This window comes from Allorhizobium pseudoryzae (assembly GCF_011046245.1).
GTDB lineage: Bacteria > Pseudomonadota > Alphaproteobacteria > Rhizobiales > Rhizobiaceae > Neorhizobium > Neorhizobium pseudoryzae.
Genome location: NZ_CP049241.1, coordinates 932013 through 946348 on the forward strand (window position 1 = coordinate 932013; position 14336 = coordinate 946348).

A 14336-nucleotide genomic window follows, 5' to 3' on the forward strand; every position below is an offset into this window, starting at 1 on the left:
GTGCCACCCTTCTGCGCGATGGTTTTGCGCACGAAGCAGGCGGCGAAGGATACCGCGAGACGCCACGATGACCAGACCCCTTTTTCCATCTGCACACCGTCGGCTTTGGCAAACGGTCGCCTGTTCGGCGCTTCTTGCCCTGACGCTCACCTCCTGCAACACGACACAGCGCAATGCGGACAAGCTGACGACGGGCTCCATCCCTTCGATCAACCTGTCGAAACCCGTCGAGAGCATGACGGCGCCGGAGCTGGCGGCGGCCGAACGCACCGTGGGTGCCGCCTACGACCAGAACCCGAAGGACCGCAACACCGGCCTCAGCTATGCGAGCATCCTGCGCATGAACGGCAAGAACACGCAGGCGCTCGCCGTGATGCAGCAGGTGGCGATTGCCCATCCGACCGACCGCAACGTGCTGGCCGCCTATGGCAAGGCGCAGGCCGCGGCGGGTCAGTTGGAGCAGGCGCTGAACACGATCAACCGGGCCCAGACGCCCGACCGGCCGGACTGGCGCCTCTATTCCGCGGAAGGTGCGGTTCTCGATCAGCTCGGCCGCTCGGACGAAGCGCGCAGCAAATACCGCCAGGCGCTCGACGTGCAGCCGAACGAACCGAGCGTCATGTCCAATCTCGGCATGTCCTATGTGCTTTCGGGTGACCTGAAGACGGCGGAGAAATATCTGCGCAACGCCGCCGACCTTCCGGCGGCCGACAGCCGGGTGCGGCAGAACCTGGCGCTGGTCGTTGGGCTGCAGGGCCGCTTCGCCGAAGCCGAGACCATTGCGCGGCGGGAATTGTCGCAGACCCAGGCGGAAGCCAATGTCACCTATCTGCGTTCGATGCTGTCCCAGCAGAATGCCTGGGCAAAGCTTGCCGACAAGGATGGCAAGAAACCCCAGGCGACGAACTGATCCGTCCCAACACCTTTTTTTCAAAACAACAAAGCCGGCCACTGCGCCGGCTTTCTGCTGTCTGAGGGGTGATGTCGCCTGATCGTCAGAAGCGGTCGGCGACCTGGATTCCGGCCGGGCCGAGAATGACGGCCACCAGCACCGGAAGGAAGAACAGGATCATCGGCACCGTCAGTTTCGGCGGCAGGGCAGCCGCTTTCTTCTCGGCCTCGTTCATGCGCTCGTCACGACCCTCCTGGGCGAGCACGCGCAGCGCCTGGGCAACGGGTGTTCCGTAACGCTCCGCCTGAATGAGGGCCGTGGTCACCGCCTTGACGATATCGAGCTGGGTGCGGACGGCCAGGTTATCCAGCGCCACGCGCCGATCCGGCAGGAAGGAGAGTTCTGCCGTGGTCAGCACCATTTCCTCGGCCAGTTCCGGTGATTGCTGCGCCATTTCCTCGGCGACGCGACGCATGGACGCTTCCAGCGAAATGCCAGATTCCACGCAGATCAGCATCAGGTCCAGCGCGTCCGGCCAGGCACGTTTGATGGACGCCTGGCGCTTGCCGATGCGGTTGCTGATGAAGATGTTGGGCGTGTAGAAGCCGATATAGGCCGCAACGATGGTGACCAGAAGCCGGATCGCGAAGGGTCGCTCCGACAGGTTTCCAAGACCGAAAATCCAGATCCCGACGACCGCCAGAAAGACGAACGGCAGCACGAAGCGGCAGAACAGGAAGATGTTGAGCGCGTTCTGGGTGCGCAGGCCGGCAGCCTTTAGCCGGTTGACCGTGTTTTCATCGACAAGCGCTTCGCGCAGGTTGAACTTCTCGACGATCTGGCGAACCGGCTGGTTGTTCTGGGTGCGCAGAGAGCCGCGGCTTGTATCGCTTTGCATACGCGCGCGTTCGCGGCTGCGCATCTGTTCGCGCTCGGTGGAGACGGCGCGCATGCGCTTGTTGAGGTCCCGGCCCTCCAGCAGCGGCATAATGAGCGTGTAGAAGGTCGCAAAGACCGCCACTGCCACCAGAACGGCCAGCAGGGTGGATGGATTGGTGAGGCGTAGCGCAATATCGTCATTCATGGTCTTCGCCTCAGATGTCAAAGTTGATCATGTTGCGCATGACGAAAATTCCGATCGACATCCAGAAGCCGGAAAACAGCAGGATCAGGTGGCCGCGCGGATCCGTGAACAGCACCATGATGTATTGCGGCGAAGTGAGATAGACGAGCGTAGCGACGATGAAGGGCAGCGCCCCGATGATGACGGCAGAGGCCTTGGCCTCCATCGACAGCGCCTTCACCTTGGCCTTCATCTTGCGACGTTCCCGCAGCACCTTGGAAAGATTGCCCAACGCTTCCGACAGGTTGCCACCGGCCTGGCTCTGGATCGCGATGACGATGGCAAAGAAATTCACTTCCGGCAGCGGCATGGTGAGCATCATGCGTGCGCAGCCCTCCGGGATCGACAGGCCGACCTGCTGGGCTTCGACCACCCGGCGGAACTCGCTCTTCACCGGCTCCTGCCCGTCGCTGGCAATCAGACGCATTGCGTCGTTCAACGGCAGGCCCGAGCGGATGGAGCGGACCATCACATCCAATGCGTTGGGCAGTTCCTCGAGGAACTTGTTCTGCCGGCGCGAAATGATGAAACCCAGTACCCAGCGCGGAACGCCGATCGCTGCGGCGAAGGAAAGGCCAAGAACGGCGACCATGGGCAAGCCGGCAATCAGACCCAGCAGGAAACTCAGGCCTCCGAACAGGACGCTGAACAGATAAAAACGACCGGGCGTCAGTTTCAGGCCGGAACGGGCGAGCCTGGCCTTGATGCTTCGATCACCGAATTTCTTGTCATTTTCCTGCTGCTTCTTCTCCAGATCCTTCAGGGAATCCTGGACGGACTTGCGGCGCTTCGACAGTTCCTGCACACGATCGCGCGCAGCCTTGACCTTCACCCGGTCGGTTTCGGCGGAGCCGACCCGGCTCACACGGGAGGCGGTTTTCTTTTCCACCTCGATACGAGAGAACATCAGGCCATAGGCGAGGGCTGCCGCGGCGATGGCGACCAAGGCTGCAAGTGCCACGACCGTGATGTCCATGTCGTCGTTTCCCTCATTGGCCTCAGTTGGAGGCGGCTTCCATCTGGTCGAAGGCAGCGGCAAGCCGCTTTTCTTCGTTGTAGTAGCGGGCGCGGTCCCAGAAATTCGGCTTGACGATACCCGTCGAGACATGCCGCCCGATCAGGCGGCCGCTGGCGTCTTCACCGTCGATGTCGTAGCGCAACAGGTCCTGGGTCACGATCACATCGCCTTCCATGCCGATCACCTCGGTCACATGGGTGATGCGGCGCGAGCCATCGCGCAGGCGGGCCGCCTGGATGATGACATCCACCGAACCGGAGATGATTTCGCGCACCGTCTTTGCCGGCAGCGTGAAGCCGCCCATGGCGATCATCGATTCCATACGGCTGAGACACTCACGCGGGGTGTTGGCGTGGATCGTGCCCATCGATCCGTCATGGCCGGTATTCATCGCCTGCAGAAGGTCGAAGACCTCCGGTCCACGCACTTCGCCGACGATGATGCGTTCGGGACGCATACGAAGGCAGTTCTTGACGAGATCACGCATGGTGATTTCGCCTTCCCCTTCGATGTTCGGCGGGCGTGTTTCAAGACGCACCACATGCGGCTGCTGCAATTGCAGTTCGGCCGTATCCTCGCAGGTGATGACGCGTTCGTGGCTGTCGATATAACGGGTCAGGCAGTTCAACAGCGTCGTTTTACCAGAGCCCGTACCGCCGGAGATGATGACGTTACACCGGACGCGGCCGATGATCTGCAGGAGGGTGGCGCCAGCCTGGTTGATGGAGCCGAACTTGACCAATTGATCAAGCGTCAGCTTGTCCTTCTTGAACTTTCGGATCGTCAGCGCCGGTCCGTCGAGAGACAAGGGTGGCGCAATGACGTTGACGCGCGAACCATCCGGTAGGCGCGCGTCGCAGATGGGGCTGGATTCATCGACGCGGCGACCGACCTGGCTGACGATCCGCTGGCAGATGGAGAGAAGCTGCTGATTGTCGCGAAACCGGATTTCGGACTCGATCGTCTTGCCGCTCACTTCGATGAAGGTCTGGCCAGCGCCATTGACCATGATATCGGCAATGTCGTCCCGCGCCAGAAGCGGTTCCAGCGGGCCGTATCCCAGGACGTCGTTGCAGATATCCTCGAGCAGTTCCTCCTGCTCGGCGATCGACATGGCGAAGTTCTTGATCGTGATGATATCGTTGACGATATCGCGGATTTCTTCACGCGCGCTCTCGCCATCGAGCTTCGAGAGCTGCGACAGATCGATCGTGTCTATGAGCGCAGAGAAGACCTGCGACTTCGTGTCATAATACCCTTCGTCGCGTGCCGTGCGGCGTCTGGCGGCGGGCGGCTGCTGCGGTGCAAGCGGTGGCGGCGACACCGACTGACGGGTTCCGGTCACCGTGGTGCCGGGAGCTTCCTGCAAGACTTCCGGACCCTGCGCCGGCGGTGCGTCCGACGCAGCCACGGGCGGCTTCGGCGAAACGACAGCGCCCGCCTTGCCGAATCCATCACTTCCGCGCTTACCGAACATGCTTCGATCCAGTTCTGATACTCTTTAAAGACTTACTTGCGGCCAAGCAGGCTCAAGACCTTGCCGAGACCGCCTCGTTTGTTCTTTTTCCCCGTCGATCGCCCCGTGACGACATGGGCGATCTGCGAAAAGGTTTCCGCCGTCGGCGACTTGGCATCCATTTCCGAGATCATCCGACCGCTGTTGGCGGCATTGCCGAACAGCGGCGCATCGAACGGAATGATGGCGATCGGCTCGAGCTCCAGGGGCTCGATGAAATCGGACGGAGCGATTTCCGGACGCTTCGGCATGCCGATCTGGTTGAGGATCAGATGCGGGCTGCGGTCGTTCGGCCGCAGTTTCTTCAGCGCATCGATCATGTTCTTGGTGTTGCGCAGGTTGGCAAGGTCCGGCGTCGCCGTGATGACGATCTCGTCCGCCTCTGCCAGAACGGCACGGGTCCAGTCGCACCAGACATGCGGCAGATCGAGGACGGCAACCGGCGCACTGCGCTGCAGAACCTCGATGACCGGCAGGAAGGAATTGCGGTCGAAATCATAGGCACGGTCGAGAAGCGAGGGAGCCGCCAGAAGCGACAGATGTTCCGAGCACTTGGTCAGCAGTCGATCGAGAAAGACCTCGTCGAGACGCTCTGGCGCGAACACCGCTTCGGCAATGCCCTGGGCCGGATCCTGGTCGAAATCGATATTCGCCGTGCCATAGGGCAGATCGAGATCCGCCAGGATCGTTTCGGTGGAGAACAACGAGGAAATGCCGAAGGCGCAGTTGTGCGCGACGGTGGAGGAGCCGACGCCGCCCTTCGCGCCGATGAAGGCAATCGAGCGGCCGAGCGGTTCGGCTTCCGGATCGACGAAGATATTGGCAATAGAGGCCAGGAGATCGGGCATCTTCACCGGTGCCACGAGGTATTCCGAGATACCGTTGCGGATGAGCTCGCGGTAGAGGGTGATGTCGTTGTGGCGTCCGATGATGATGACGCGCGTCGACGGATCGCAGACTTCAGCGAGGGGCGCGAGTTCCTGCAGCAGACCCGCAGGCGCGGCATCGGTTTCCAGCACGATCAGGTTTGGGGTCGGTGCCGAGGCAAACATGTTGGCCGCCGCCGACACGCTGCCGCTTGTTACCCGAAGATTGACCTTCGCCATGCGCCGATCGAGGCCCAGCCGTTCGATCACGCGGTGCATGCCTTCGCTTTCGCAGAAAACATGCACGGAAATACGCGGCAAGGGGCGCGTCTTTTCCATCTCTCCGGGACGCAAGGGGTCTGCGGCGGCCTCGTCCTCCTTCGAGGTGCGGATGTCGTAGTCGATCGCACTCATGTTCTTTTCCAGTCCCAACAGGCGTTATTCAGACGTCGTGTCACTGCCGCTGCGGTATTTGCCGATGACCGTCGAGCGGCGGGCCGCATCAATGGGTGTCATGCCGCGCGGGCCGAGAAGGTCCGTCGGATTGGCGATCTGCGCCGCCAGGTTGTTTTGTGAGGCACAGCCGAAATTGTACCAGTTCCGATTATTCATGGTGTTGTCCGACAGATCCTCCGGCCATTCGCCGCAGGAGGAGGTCACCGCCTTGGTGGCGATGAAGGACAGGCGGATGGGCGCCGCATCCCCGTTCGAGCCGGCCGCGTAGGCGGTCATGACGATGTTTTTCGCGTGGACGCCGGACGCGACGAGAGCGCTGCGAACCTCGTGGGACAGGCGGGAGGCCGCCGGCGCGTTCAGGCCGCCCTGCGGCACCTGCACCTGGACATAGGAGGCGGGCGAGGCGGTGAAGCGCTGGGCAAAACCCTTGATCGTATCCTTCATGCCGGTCGTCAGCCGGGTGTCGTTGACGCCGACCGGCAGATCAAGCGCTGTTTCGGCATCCGTCAGCACGATCGGATGGCGCTCGCGGTAATCCATGGGGATCGAGCCGGTCACATCGCGATTGGCGCAACCGGACGTCATGGCGGCAGACAACAGCAGGATGGCAGCGGCAAACGGTTTCTTGAGCATGTTCACGTGCCTCTTACTTGTAGATGAAACCGACGGCGCCATGGTAGCGACCGGCATTCACCGGCTCCTTGCGTCCGTAGATCTTGTTGACCCGATTGAGGAAATACATTGCGCCGTCGTTTTCCGGATTGAAGTTGTCATCCGGGCGGGCAATCTCGTTGCGGGCCACGGGGCGCACCAGATAAGGCGTTGCGATGATGACCAGTTCGGTCTCGTTGCGGATGAAGTCCTTGCTGCGGAAGAGCGTGCCGAAGACCGGCACCTTCGAGATGCCCGGAAGCCCCGACATCGCCTGGCGGACATTGTCCTGGACGAGACCTGCAATGACGATGGAACCGCCGGAGGGAAGTTCGACGCTGGTCGAGGCTTCACGCTTGCGGATCGAGAGGTAGGTCGAACCGGGAATGGAGGCGGATGAACCGTTGCCGGTGACGGCCGATCCTTCGTAGGTCGGCTCGGAGACGTTCGTTTCAATCTTGAGGCTGATGCGACCGGCGGAGAGGACCACCGGGCGGAAGTTCAGCTCGACCCCGTAATCCACCGTTTCGACGGTCCGCGAGACCGTGGTCTGGTTCGTTTCGCTGTCGTTGGAGACTTCCTGCTGACCGGCGATCCGGTACTGCCCGCCGACATAGAACTTGGCCTGCTCGCCGGAGATGGCGGTCAGGCTGGGTTCTGCCAGCGTGCGCATGACACCGGCCTGCTCCATCGCATTCACGTAGGTCGCAAGATTGACGTCGCCGATCGCGCCGGTCGCGCGTCCAAGGCCTGCCACGGACACTGCGTTGCCGAGGTTGGTCGGATTGGCGAAGGAGATCCCGCCGCTGGCGGCCGATCCGATGGTCGAGATGGTGCCGTTGAAGCCGAGCTGCTTCAGAACCTGACGGCTGACTTCCGCCACGGTCACCTTGAGCGTTACCTGATCTTCGCCCTCAATGGTGAGCAGGTTGACGATCTGCGATTCCTGGCGGTCTTCCGCATAGATCGCCACGGCGCCGTCGCCGCTACTGTTGCTGGTCGCCGTTGTGTTGCGGGTGGTGGCTTCACCACCCTTCAGGAAGGCACGTGCAAGCTTCTCCGCCTGTGCGGCATCCTGTGGGGTGCGCACGGTGCCGGTCAGCACGATGTTATCGGAGACGATTTCCACCTTGATATTCGATTCCGGCAGGAACCGGCGCAGGTTCTGTTCGAGACCGCTGATGTCGCGTTCGACCTCCAGGTCCAGGCTGACGATTTCTTCGCCGCCGGGGCCGAAGATGAAGATGTTCGTCTGTCCGACGGATTTGCCGAACAGGTAGATGCGCCGGGATGTCCGGGTGATGGCATCGGCAACAGACGGATCGGCCACGAGGATGTCATGCGCATCCGCAGGAAGATCGACGACTAATGCCTTGTTGAGGCCGAGTTGCAGGCGCTTGCGGCTGCCGCGACCGGATTCGGCGATGCGGATGATGCTCTGCTCGGCGGCCTGCGCCTTCGCGACCGTCAGCTGCCCGGCGACAAAATCGGGCGTGATGCCAGAAAATGCCACGGAAAAGCAAAGGCTTGCTACGGCAACGGTGCGAGATCTTTTGTACAAGTGCGTCACGTTTGCGCCCTCTTCGACTTACCGTTGGACCGGTGTACTGCTGCTACTGCTGTTGCCGGTGACGATGGCACCCGACTTGATGACCTGAACCTCCGCCTTGCCGTCGCCACCGGCCAGCAGGTAATCGGCTGCCGTGGTATCCGGCTCCTGGACATCCGCGACCGACCGGAGCGCCAGGGTCAGCCTGTCAGCCATCTGCTGTGCGACGGCGATGACCTTTGCCTGATCCGGCGTGAGTTCGAGGGTGGCCGTGGTGCCGACGACGGCCTTGCTGCCGTCTTCCTTCTCTTCGATGTGCTGGTCGATCGCGAGAACGCGGATATTGTTCAGCACGTTTTCCGTGAGGTAACGGCCTTCCGTGTTCTTGCGGACCATGATGACGTCCACCCGGTCATTGGGCAGCACGAAGCCGCCGGCACCGGTCGCGACCGAGATTTCGGTTGCCACGGCGCGTTTGCCGGAAGGGAGGATCGAGGACATGATGCGGTTGGAGGAATCAGCGACCTTTTCGGCGCGCACCGGTTCGCCGGCAAACATCGGCAGGCGGACGACCGCGCCGTTCAGTTCGGCGAGCGCCTGAGGTCGGGCTGACTCGGTGATGAAACCTTCGGTCACTCCACCTTCCGGCCAGGCCATCCAGCGGATCGACTTTTCGTTCAGACGGCTGCCGACGGGCAGATTTTCAGCGGAGACCAGGACATTGACCGTCGGCTCCTTGCGGATGATTTCCTTCGCCTCCTGTACGACGGTCTTGCCGCCGGTCAGACGCATGGCAAGCAGACCGGCAAGGCCTGCCGCAACGACTGCGACGGTGAGAATGATAAGGCGCGCGGGTTTCATGACCATTCCTTAAGGGAAACCGAACATCCCCCGCACAATGGTCCGCCAATGGTGTAATTATGGTTAATGTATCACTTAACGGTATGGTTAAATTTCTTGATACTTTTTACGCGCCCGCCTGCATCAGGAGTTTGTACAACGGCGCCTCGCTCCAGGCGAGCAACCCTCCGGCGGCGATGGCAATAGCATAGGGAATCTTCTTGGCCGCGATCAGTGAGTGCGGCAGGCGAAGGCCAATCGCCATGAGGCTATCCGACTGGGATCGAAGCAGCAGGATCAGAAGCGTCAGAACGCCGCCGGCCACCGACACCAGAACAAGAAAGGAAACAAGGGAGGCACTGTAGCCGAACCAGAGCGCGGCGGCCGTGAGCAACTTGGCATCACCGCCACCCATGACATTCATGGCAAACAGAGCGAAACAGCCGGCGAACACGGCGAGCGCAACCATGGTGGCAACGCCGAATTGGGCGACATCAAAGCCGGCCAGATAGGCCGTCGGATAGAAGGCCACGATCAGCGCGAGCGAGACCCAGTTGGGGATCTTCATCGTCAGAAGATCCGTCGCGGCGGCAATGGCAAGGGCGACGGGGAGGATGACTGCCAGAATATTTTCCAACACGGAATCCCCCTCCTCCGACACACGCCGCAGACGTAAAGTCGCCAACTCGTGGCGACTTTAAAGCAGTGAAGCGCTTGCCGACTTAGTATTTGGTGGAAGCCGTAGTCATCTTTGTGGAGATGTTGTTGAACGTCGTGCTCAGGCTGTTGCCGAGCGTGGTGGCGCCGGCGATCAGGGCAACCGAGATCAGGGCGGCGATCAGGCCGTACTCGATAGCCGTGGCGCCCGACTCGTCTTTAAGAAAACGTGCGAAAATCTTGGACATGCTACTCTCCTAATCCGGGTTAACTTCAGCACTGCCGACAACTGTTGTCCGCTGTTCGGTGTCGCCAAATTACGAGGGCTCGATTTCCATCCGCTTAAAAAATGCAGTTAATAAAGTCTTGCGAGACAGCAAGAGAAGACAGGGTAAACCTCCCGTCAAAGACATTGCTCAAATTCGATATATGTGCCAGCACACATAAGGAACATCGAATTCACCTTGATTGCCGGGTGGTTGGCGTCCTTCCTCCAGGACAGAATGCGTCATAGCAGCACGCAACCGCCGCCAAGGGCGTGTATCAAAATGAAAAGTCGAACGAATTTAGGACGTTCACGCTTCATTTACCATTCCGCGCCATGCTTTCATATGGAACACCCATTTCAAGAAGGCGGATCGACCATGTCCCCGGTAATGCTTGCACGTGTCGCTTCTGTCGCGACGATGCTGTTGTCCGGCACGGCTGCCGCCATGGATTCGGGCGACGGCCTGTTGCGTGTCTTCATGAATCAGGCGCGCGTTCTGAAACTGGACCGTCCCGTCAGCAAGGTCATCGTGGGCAACGCGGACGTGGCCGATGCCACCGTTGCCGACCCCACAACCATTGTCCTCACCGGCCGCAGCTTCGGGACCACCAATCTTGTTCTCCTTGATTCTGAAGGCAATGCGATTGCGGACGAGCGTATCCTCGTCTCGATCGACGAGGGAAATACGGTTCGTGTCTTTCGTCAGACCGAACGCACCGTCCTTTCCTGCACACCGAACTGCGAACAGCACTCCGATGCCAAGTCTGCGTCTACCGGCAACTGATCTGTGCCGCATCGACGCAAACTGTAACGGTGGAAGAAACGAAAAATCAATATAATCCGCTTAGCGTCAGGGCCTCGAAGGAGATCCGTAAGCCGTGTGCGAGGATGTTGATCAACGTTTGACACCCGACACATCCATGGTGCCGAAGGCAGCGTGGAGACGGATCTGGCCATCCCGTGACGGCGCAGCCGCCATCGAGTTTGCCATTCTGGCCATTCCCTATTTCATGATCATCTTTGCGATCATCGAAACCTTTGTCGCCTTTACCGCGGAACAGCTCGTTTCGAACGCGGTCGAAAACATCTCGCGGCAACTGAGGACGGGCCAGATCACGGCAGGTCTCGGTCGTTCCACAGACAAGACCAGGACCGAGTTCCGCAAGATCTTCTGCGATGACATCGCCATCCTGATCCAATGCTCCGCGGAAGAGATCGCAACACCGAACAAGCTTTTTCTCGACGTGCGGACGTTCACCACCTTTGCGAACATTCCGACGACGATCCCGCGTAAATCGGCCGACACCTATGCGGATATCGACACCACATCCTTCGGTTATTCGCCGGGCGGGCCGAAGTCGATCAACATGGTGCGCGCCTACTATCGCTGGCAAATCATCACCGATCTGGTGCGCCCGTACATCACGAATATCCGGCCCGCGGATAGTTCGGTGCCGAACTACTTCCTGATCGTGGCAACCTCGGCGTTCCAAAACGAGGATTATCCATGACGTGGGAACGACACCCGATTGTGAGGTCATCGCGCCCGAAGGGAATTCTGCTACCGCTGCGGCGGCTGATGGCCGACCGGCGGGGAATTGGCGGCGTGGAATTCGCCATCATCGCCCCGATCCTGATTGCGCTTTACATCACCTGCTTCGAACTGACGATCGGCTTCAGCGTCTCCAAGCGCGTCACGCGTTCCGCAGGCACTGTCGCTGATCTGGTGACGCAACGGTCGGAGGTAGACAAGGCCTTCCTCAAGACGATGGTGGATGTCTCGAAGGCGATCTTCGTTCCCTACAACAGCAGCTCTGCCAACATTTCATTGAAGCTCACCGGGATTCTCGTGGACCCGACCGGCACACCAAAAGTGGTGTGGTCCTGGGATCAGAGCAATGGCAAGCCTTACGCTGTGGGAACAACAGTGACCGGCGTTCCGACAGAGATGAAGACGGCAGACACGTTTCTCGTCCGTTCGGAGCTCTCTGTTCCGCACGAGCTCCTGATGTTCCTCCCCGGCATCGTATCGCCGGAAACACGCTCGATCACGATCGGCAGGACCTATTTCTATCGGCAGCGGGTGGGTAATTCCGTACTCTGCAAGGATTGCACGTAAGGCACTGATCCTTTGCAACGCTGCCGGCTGCCCTGTATGAAGGCTGCAAACACTCAAACTTCCCTCATCAAGGGTTGATGCCCTGCAAACGTGGTGATTGATGGCACGTGCCTTTCTTTTCGTACTCGATTCCTTCGGCATCGGCGGCGCGCGGGATGCGGCGAAATATGATGACCTGGGCTCCAATACGCTCGGCCATATCGCAGAATTCTGCGCCGCCGGCGCCGCCGACAGAACCGGCCTGCGCAGTGGTCCCTTGATCCTGCCGAACATGTCGGCGCTGGGACTTCTCCACTCTGCCCAGCAGGCCTGCGGCGACTGGCCGGTCGGCATGCCGGTGCCGGAGCGGATCTTTGGCGTGCACGGTGCCGCCAGCGAGGTCTCCCGCGGCAAGGATACACCGTCCGGTCATTGGGAGATCGCCGGCACACCCGTGATGTTCGATTGGGGATACTTCTCAACGGAAGGCGATGCCTTCCCGGAGGATCTGGTAGAGGCGATCTGTCGCGAGGCGGACCTGCCCGGCATTCTCGGCAACTGCCATGCCTCCGGCACGGAGATCATCGCACGGCTGGGCGAGGAGCATATCCGCACCGGCAAGCCGATCTGCTACACTTCGACAGACTCCGTCTTCCAGATCGCCGCGCACGAAACCCATTTCGGGCTCGACCGACTGATCGCGCTCTGCCAGACGGTGCGGAAACTGGTCGATCCGCTGAACATCGGGCGGGTCATCGCCCGGCCCTTTGTCGGGGAGACGTCCGAAACCTTCGAGCGCACCGGCAACCGGCGCGATTTTTCCGTGCTGCCGCCGGAGCAGACCCTGCTCGACCGTCTGGTGGAGGCCAAGCGCACGGTGCATGCCGTCGGCAAGATCGGCGACATCTTTGCGCATCAGGGCGTCTCCCGCGTCATCAAGGCAAACGGCAACGAGGCCCTGATGAATGCGACGCTGGCTGCCATGGACGACGCGGAGGATGGTGATCTCGTCTTCACCAATTTCGTTGATTTCGACATGCTCTACGGCCACCGCCGCGACGTGGCGGGTTATGCGGCGGCGCTGGAGGCGTTCGACCGGCGGCTTGGCGAGGTGCATCGCAAGATGAAGCCCGGCGACCTGCTGCTCCTGACGGCGGACCATGGTTGTGATCCGACCTGGCGCGGCACGGACCATACGCGCGAGCGGGTGCCGATCCTCGCTTACGGGCCTAGCATTGCCGCCCGCGATATCGGCATCCGCGACACCTATGCCGATATCGGCGAAAGCATTGCGGTGCATCTCGGCATCGCCAGAGGCAAATACGGTCGGAGCTTCCTGTGACCCATCATCTCCTGAAAGCGGAAATCCACTGTCATATCGAAGGGGCGGCTCCACCGGCGCTCAGCCTGCGGCAGGCGGAGAAATACGGCGTCGATGTCTCCGGCTTCGTCCACGGCGAAACCTATGTCTGGCGGGACTTTGCCGAATTCATCCAGTGCTATGACAAAGTGGCGTCGCTTTTCCGCTCGGAGGAGGACTATGCGCTTCTGACCGAAAGCTACCTCCTGGAACTCGCCGAGATCGGCACGATCTACAGCGAGATCATCGTCTCTCCCGATCATGGCGACCGGATCGGCCTTGGCGCGGATGCCTATCTTGCCGGTATCACCGATGGCATCCTGTCTGCCAAGGCAAAGACCGGCATCGAGACCCGCATCATCGTAACCGGCGAGCGGCATTTCGGACCCGAGCGGGTGATCGCCGCTGCCGAATATGCCGCGCGGAGCCACAATCCGCTGGTCACCGGCTTCAACATGGCCGGCGAGGAACGCATGGGCCGCGTGGGAGATTATGCCCGCGCCTTTGACATCGCGCGCGATGCGGGGCTCGGCCTGACGATTCATGCCGGCGAAGTCTGCGGCGCCTTCAGCGTCAGCGATGCGCTCGATCTCGTCAAACCGTCGCGCATCGGTCACGGCGTGCGCTCGGTGGAAGATCCGGCTCTTCTGCGGCGTCTGGCGGAGGAAGGCATCGTGCTGGAGGTCTGCCCCGGCTCCAATGTGGCGCTCAGCGTGTTTGCCGATTTCGACAGCCACCCGCTTCGCCAGTTGATGGATGCGGGCATCCGCGTCTGCATCAATTCGGACGACCCGCCCTTCTTCAAGACGTCCCTCAGGCGGGAATACGAGATTGCTTCGGACATCATGGGGTTCTCGGAGGCTGAGATCAATGGGATGACGCGCACCGCGCTCGAAGCAGCCTTTGTGGACGAGGAGACGCGCAAGACGCTTCTTTCGCGTTTCGATGCGCATGTGGCTGGGGATCATGCGGCAAAGCAGGCCTGACCGCTTGCGGCAGAACCGGTTTTCCGTGAAAGAGTGATGGCAGCAAAGAGATAAGA

General features: G+C 60.8%; 15 protein-coding genes. 6 read left to right on the top strand and 9 right to left on the bottom strand.

Annotated elements, in window-relative coordinates:
* Positions 1-67 precede the first annotated feature (67 nt).
* A complete protein-coding gene (locus tag G6N78_RS04620; RefSeq protein ID WP_165216110.1) occupies positions 68-910 on the top strand; it encodes a tetratricopeptide repeat protein in 843 nt (280 codons plus the stop codon).
* A gap of 85 nt (positions 911-995) precedes the next feature.
* Here G6N78_RS04620 and G6N78_RS04625 read toward each other — a convergent pair whose 3' ends face one another.
* From G6N78_RS04625 to G6N78_RS04665, 9 genes are all read right to left on the bottom strand, one after another.
* Positions 996-1976 carry a type II secretion system F family protein gene (locus tag G6N78_RS04625; RefSeq protein ID WP_165216112.1) on the bottom strand — a complete coding sequence of 327 codons (981 nt, stop codon included), beginning with the start codon at positions 1974-1976 and terminating at the stop codon, positions 996-998.
* 10 nt (positions 1977-1986) lie between these two features.
* On the bottom strand, positions 1987-2991 hold the full coding sequence (locus G6N78_RS04630) for a type II secretion system F family protein (protein ID WP_165216113.1): 1005 nt from the start codon (positions 2989-2991) through the stop codon (positions 1987-1989).
* Positions 2992-3013: 22 nt separating this feature from the next.
* On the bottom strand, positions 3014-4510 hold the full coding sequence (locus G6N78_RS04635) for a TadA family conjugal transfer-associated ATPase (protein WP_165216115.1): 1497 nt from the start codon (positions 4508-4510) through the stop codon (positions 3014-3016).
* Positions 4511-4542: 32 nt separating this feature from the next.
* Positions 4543-5829: a CpaE/TadZ family protein gene (locus tag G6N78_RS04640; RefSeq protein WP_165216116.1), complete on the bottom strand. Its 1287-nt coding sequence runs from the start codon at positions 5827-5829 to the stop codon at positions 4543-4545.
* A gap of 24 nt (positions 5830-5853) precedes the next feature.
* Positions 5854-6504: a CpaD family pilus assembly protein gene (locus G6N78_RS04645; RefSeq protein WP_234905878.1), complete on the bottom strand. Its 651-nt coding sequence runs from the start codon at positions 6502-6504 to the stop codon at positions 5854-5856.
* A gap of 13 nt (positions 6505-6517) precedes the next feature.
* Positions 6518-8092, bottom strand: a complete 1575-nt coding sequence (locus tag G6N78_RS04650) for a type II and III secretion system protein family protein (protein WP_165216118.1) — start codon at positions 8090-8092, stop codon at positions 6518-6520.
* An 18-nt stretch (positions 8093-8110) separates the two neighbouring features.
* Positions 8111-8932: a Flp pilus assembly protein CpaB gene (gene cpaB, locus G6N78_RS04655; RefSeq protein ID WP_165216119.1), complete on the bottom strand. Its 822-nt coding sequence runs from the start codon at positions 8930-8932 to the stop codon at positions 8111-8113.
* Between the two features lie 106 nt (positions 8933-9038).
* Positions 9039-9551: an A24 family peptidase gene (locus G6N78_RS04660; RefSeq protein ID WP_165216121.1), complete on the bottom strand. Its 513-nt coding sequence runs from the start codon at positions 9549-9551 to the stop codon at positions 9039-9041.
* A gap of 82 nt (positions 9552-9633) precedes the next feature.
* The gene (locus G6N78_RS04665; RefSeq protein ID WP_165216122.1) at positions 9634-9816 is read right to left on the bottom strand and encodes a Flp family type IVb pilin; all 183 of its coding nucleotides are present in this window, start codon (positions 9814-9816) and stop codon (positions 9634-9636) included.
* Positions 9817-10254: 438 nt separating this feature from the next.
* Here G6N78_RS04665 and G6N78_RS04670 point away from each other — a divergent pair, with 438 nt between their 5' ends.
* From G6N78_RS04670 to G6N78_RS04690, 5 genes are all read left to right on the top strand, one after another.
* Positions 10255-10620 (top strand): pilus assembly protein N-terminal domain-containing protein, encoded by a 366-nt coding sequence (locus tag G6N78_RS04670; protein ID WP_370691507.1) that lies wholly within the window; start codon positions 10255-10257, stop codon positions 10618-10620.
* Between the two features lie 136 nt (positions 10621-10756).
* Positions 10757-11347 carry a TadE/TadG family type IV pilus assembly protein gene (locus G6N78_RS04675; protein WP_165221286.1) on the top strand — a complete coding sequence of 197 codons (591 nt, stop codon included), beginning with the start codon at positions 10757-10759 and terminating at the stop codon, positions 11345-11347.
* Entirely contained in the window at positions 11344-11955 is a 612-nt protein-coding gene (locus G6N78_RS04680; protein ID WP_206531604.1) for a TadE/TadG family type IV pilus assembly protein, read from the top strand. Before G6N78_RS04675 ends, G6N78_RS04680 begins: the two co-directional genes overlap by 4 nt.
* Positions 11956-12055: 100 nt before the next feature.
* Entirely contained in the window at positions 12056-13276 is a 1221-nt protein-coding gene (locus tag G6N78_RS04685; protein WP_165216124.1) for a phosphopentomutase, read from the top strand.
* Positions 13273-14280 carry an adenosine deaminase gene (locus tag G6N78_RS04690; RefSeq protein ID WP_165216126.1) on the top strand — a complete coding sequence of 336 codons (1008 nt, stop codon included), beginning with the start codon at positions 13273-13275 and terminating at the stop codon, positions 14278-14280. Before G6N78_RS04685 ends, G6N78_RS04690 begins: the two co-directional genes overlap by 4 nt.
* The last annotated feature ends 56 nt before the right edge of the window (positions 14281-14336 follow it).

What these genes read in the sequence shown, in the direction of transcription:
- G6N78_RS04620 (WP_165216110.1), top strand. Translation starts at nt 68, where the DNA reads ATGACCAGACCCCTTTTTCCATCTGCACACCGTCGGCTTTGGCAAACG.
- G6N78_RS04625 (WP_165216112.1), bottom strand. Translation starts at nt 1,976, where the DNA reads ATGAATGACGATATTGCGCTACGCCTCACCAATCCATCCACCCTGCTG.
- G6N78_RS04630 (WP_165216113.1), bottom strand. Translation starts at nt 2,991, where the DNA reads ATGGACATCACGGTCGTGGCACTTGCAGCCTTGGTCGCCATCGCCGCG.
- G6N78_RS04635 (WP_165216115.1), bottom strand. Translation starts at nt 4,510, where the DNA reads ATGTTCGGTAAGCGCGGAAGTGATGGATTCGGCAAGGCGGGCGCTGTC.
- G6N78_RS04640 (WP_165216116.1), bottom strand. Translation starts at nt 5,829, where the DNA reads ATGAGTGCGATCGACTACGACATCCGCACCTCGAAGGAGGACGAGGCC.
- G6N78_RS04645 (WP_234905878.1), bottom strand. Translation starts at nt 6,504, where the DNA reads ATGCTCAAGAAACCGTTTGCCGCTGCCATCCTGCTGTTGTCTGCCGCC.
- cpaB (WP_165216119.1), bottom strand. Translation starts at nt 8,932, where the DNA reads ATGAAACCCGCGCGCCTTATCATTCTCACCGTCGCAGTCGTTGCGGCA.
- G6N78_RS04665 (WP_165216122.1), bottom strand. Translation starts at nt 9,816, where the DNA reads ATGTCCAAGATTTTCGCACGTTTTCTTAAAGACGAGTCGGGCGCCACG.
- G6N78_RS04670 (WP_370691507.1), top strand. Translation starts at nt 10,255, where the DNA reads ATGCTGTTGTCCGGCACGGCTGCCGCCATGGATTCGGGCGACGGCCTG.
- G6N78_RS04675 (WP_165221286.1), top strand. Translation starts at nt 10,757, where the DNA reads ATGGTGCCGAAGGCAGCGTGGAGACGGATCTGGCCATCCCGTGACGGC.
- G6N78_RS04680 (WP_206531604.1), top strand. Translation starts at nt 11,344, where the DNA reads ATGACGTGGGAACGACACCCGATTGTGAGGTCATCGCGCCCGAAGGGA.
- G6N78_RS04685 (WP_165216124.1), top strand. Translation starts at nt 12,056, where the DNA reads ATGGCACGTGCCTTTCTTTTCGTACTCGATTCCTTCGGCATCGGCGGC.